This window comes from Mycobacterium sp., from assembly GCF_035633495.1.
Classification (GTDB): Bacteria; Actinomycetota; Actinomycetes; order Mycobacteriales; family Mycobacteriaceae; genus Mycobacterium.
Window position 1 is genome coordinate 1 of record NZ_DASQEU010000003.1, and the last position, 3,046, is coordinate 3,046.

General features: G+C 65.1%; 3 protein-coding genes, 1 pseudogene and 1 other annotated feature. Of the genes and pseudogenes, 2 read left to right on the forward strand and 2 right to left on the reverse strand.

Annotated features, from left to right (window positions below; genetic code table 11):
• Positions 1 to 27: 27 nt before the first annotated feature.
• Positions 28 to 348 carry a hypothetical protein gene (locus tag VET27_RS00600; protein WP_526514453.1) on the reverse strand — a complete coding sequence of 107 codons (321 nt, stop codon included), beginning with the start codon at positions 346 to 348 and terminating at the stop codon, positions 28 to 30.
• Between the two features lie 270 nt (positions 349 to 618).
• Positions 619 to 1,788: an IS630 family transposase gene (locus VET27_RS00605; protein ID WP_526514454.1), complete on the reverse strand. Its 1,170-nt coding sequence runs from the start codon at positions 1,786 to 1,788 to the stop codon at positions 619 to 621.
• Positions 1,789 to 1,887: 99 nt separating this feature from the next.
• On the opposite strand from VET27_RS00605, the gene VET27_RS00610 reads away from it, so the two are divergent.
• On the forward strand, positions 1,888 to 2,220 hold the full coding sequence (locus VET27_RS00610) for a hypothetical protein (RefSeq protein ID WP_526514455.1): 333 nt from the start codon (positions 1,888 to 1,890) through the stop codon (positions 2,218 to 2,220).
• 150 nt (positions 2,221 to 2,370) lie between these two features.
• Positions 2,371 to 3,046: pseudogene (locus tag VET27_RS00615) on the forward strand (IS3 family transposase); the annotation flags it as partial.
• Positions 2,674 to 2,805, forward strand: a sequence feature (AL1L pseudoknot). (Overlaps the previous pseudogene by 132 nt.)

The following is a 3,046-nucleotide window of genomic DNA, read 5'->3' on the forward strand; positions in this document are numbered from 1 at the left end:
ATGGGCTACCGCTTTCAGGAGTAGCGCCTACTCCCCCGCCATCAATTGCCGTGCCACCCGGTTGAGCGGTTCGTACAGATCGAGCACCGCGCGGGGGTCCTCCTCGAGCGCATTCGTCACGAGTGTCGAGATCGCCGCGACGAGAACCTGACAGACGAAGCGTTCCTGTTCTGACTGGGCGTCGAACACCGCGGCGACCCCGTCGACGAACTGTTGCTGCAGCGCGAGTCGCGCAGCGATCGCCTCCGGGCCGGCCGTGTAGACGCCGATCAGATAGAGGCGGGATATCGCGGGATCCCTCGCCATGACGGTGAGATAGGTGCGCAGCAGCGTGGCGAAACGATCCATCGGAGAATTCGTCGCAGGTGTCGCGAAGATCGCTCCGATCACCGCTCCCTGTCGGCGTCCGTGAGCTCGCGATGAAGCACTCCTGTTTCGAGCAGAACAGCTCGTAGAAGGTCTGCCGCCACACCCCGCGCTCTTGATGACGTCGGCCACGCTGGTGTCGGCATAGCCCTTTGCTGAGATCTCGGTCTCGAGCGCGAGGAAGATGCGCTCACGCTGATGGGTCTGGACCTCGTCACGGCTCAGTGGTCTCGATCGTAAGTTCGTCGGGGGTCAGGCTGCGCGTGGTTGGGCTGAATCGTGTGTCTGTTCGGGTTTGTGCTTGTCGAGCCTGATGAGCAGGTCATCGAGGTCGGCGGTGGTGAATTTCCATTTGAACGGGCGTGCGGTCTGGTTGTAGCGCTCCTCGAACGCGGCCAGGCGGTCGGTGACGATGTCAAGGTCGGTGAAGTCGTTGGGCGAGAGCGCTTTGCGTTGGACGATGGAGAAGAATATTTCGACCTGGTTGAGCCATGAGGCGTGCACCGGGGTGTGCACCATGATCGCGTTTGGGAACTGTTCGGCGAGCCGGTCGATCGCTTTCTGTCCGCGGTGTGACGAGCCGTTGTCCACCACCCAGAACACGCGCTCGGCGGAGGCGTAGGGCTCTTGGGTCATGACCTGTTCGACCAGGTTGGTGAACGCGGCGATGCCGGTGGTGTCCTCGCAGCGTCCGAAGACCTTGCCGCGGTGCACGTCGTAGGCGGCCAGGTAAGCCACCGCACCGCGACGGTCGTAGTCGTGGTTGACCCGGATCTGGCGGGACTTGCCCGGCGGGAGGGTGCGATGGCAGCGGCAGCGGGCCTGGATGGAAGTCTTCTCGTCGGCCGAGATCACATAGTCGCCTGCGCCCAACGGTTTCCCGTCCCATTTTCGGTCGTATAGGTCGAGCACCCGTTGGGCCTTGAGGGCAAAGTCGGGATCGGTGATGAAGATCCACGACTGGTACTGCCAGGGCTTGAGCGCGTCCTCAGACAGCCACCGGCGCACCGTCGCTGACGAGATCGACGCGACGATCCCGTCGTCGACGGCGTGGCGGGCCAACTCCGGGCACGACCACCGCGACAGCGGCAGCCCTTTGTCGGCTGGCGGTGTGCAGGCCATCGCCTTGACCTGGGCGACCTGCACGTCGGTGAACTCCGGTGGACGGCCGGACCGTTTCGCATCGGCCAGCGACGCTAAACCCGGTGCCGCACACCAGCGGTGACGCCACTTGCGCACGGTGTCCTCGCTGACCCCCAGTCGCCGGGCGATCTGGGCATTGGCCTGTCCGACAGCAGCCGCCAAGATGATCTGGGCCCGGGTCACCAGCCGTTGCTCGGTGCGCCCGGCTCGGGTCAATCGGGTTAATTCTCGGCGTTGTGAACCGGTCAACGTGATCTGGTCGGTGCTGGTCGGTGACATCATGGCGCTCCAAGACAAGTTCCCAATAGTCACTCCAGCCTCACCCGTCCCGACGGAGACGGTGGTCAACGACACGTCGATCCGGCAGGATCAGTGACCATGGCCGCACCGCCCGCCGCGACGAAAGCGTCCCTGCAACAGCGGCTGTCCGCCCACGCCCGCCAACGATGGCCACAGCTGACCGGTATCGATGTCCGGTTCCGCGGCGCGTTCGCCTACGTCAGCGCAACCATGCCCGACGGCGAGCCCATGGCCTTGATGCGGCTGCGCTACGGCGGATCAGCCGCCCGCTGGGGCTTCGCAATCTACCTCGCAAGCAAAGACGGTTACGAGGACTCCGTCCTGCCGACAGGATTCACAGCCGGCGCACCCGAAGACGCCCTCGACACCGCCTGCGGCCTCTACCTGGGCGACCCGACCGCCTGGACATGAACCCCGACGAACTTACGATCGAGACCACTAAGCCTCGATCCACTCCCGGCGATCGGATCGCGCGGGCTCGCTCGTCGTCTGGTTGGGGCGGGGTTATGAATCGCACTGGAAATGTTGGAGGCTCCCGACCTTGGAAACGACGATGGAGTCATGCCGAAGGAACAGTCGCCTGGGAAGCCGACGACACGCAGGTACAGCCCGGGGGAGAAGGCCGCGGCGGTGCGGATGGTGCGGGCATTGCGCGCCGAACTCGGCACCGATCACGGGACGGTGCAGCGGGTGGCCCGCCAGCTCGGGTACGGAATCGAGTCGGTGCGGTCATGAGCGCAGTCACCAGGCCGACATCGACGACGGCCATGCGCCGGGGGTATCGACCACGGAGTCGCAGCGGGTCAAGGATCTCGAGCAGGAGGTCCGAGAACTCAAGCGGGCCAACGCTATTCTGAAACGGACGGCGAGTTTCTTCGGGGCGGAGCTCGACCGCCAACACAAGAAGTAGTCGTCTTCATCGACGCCAACCGCGACGATCTCGGGGTCGAGCCCATCTGTACCGTCCTGCGATCTGCAGGCGTTCAGGTGGCCCCGAGCACGTACTACGCGTTCAAGGCACGCACGCCGTCGGCGCGCTCCCAGCGTCACGCCGTCATGGGTCCTGTGCTCATGGCGCTGTGGGGAGGACAACTACCGGGTCTACGGTGTGCGCAAGCTGTGGAAGACCGCCCGCCGCGCCGGCCACGGCATCGGACGTGATCAAGTCGCCCGGCTGATACGGGCCGCCGGTATCGCTGGAGCCCGCCGCGGCAAGCGGGTGCGTACCACCAAACCC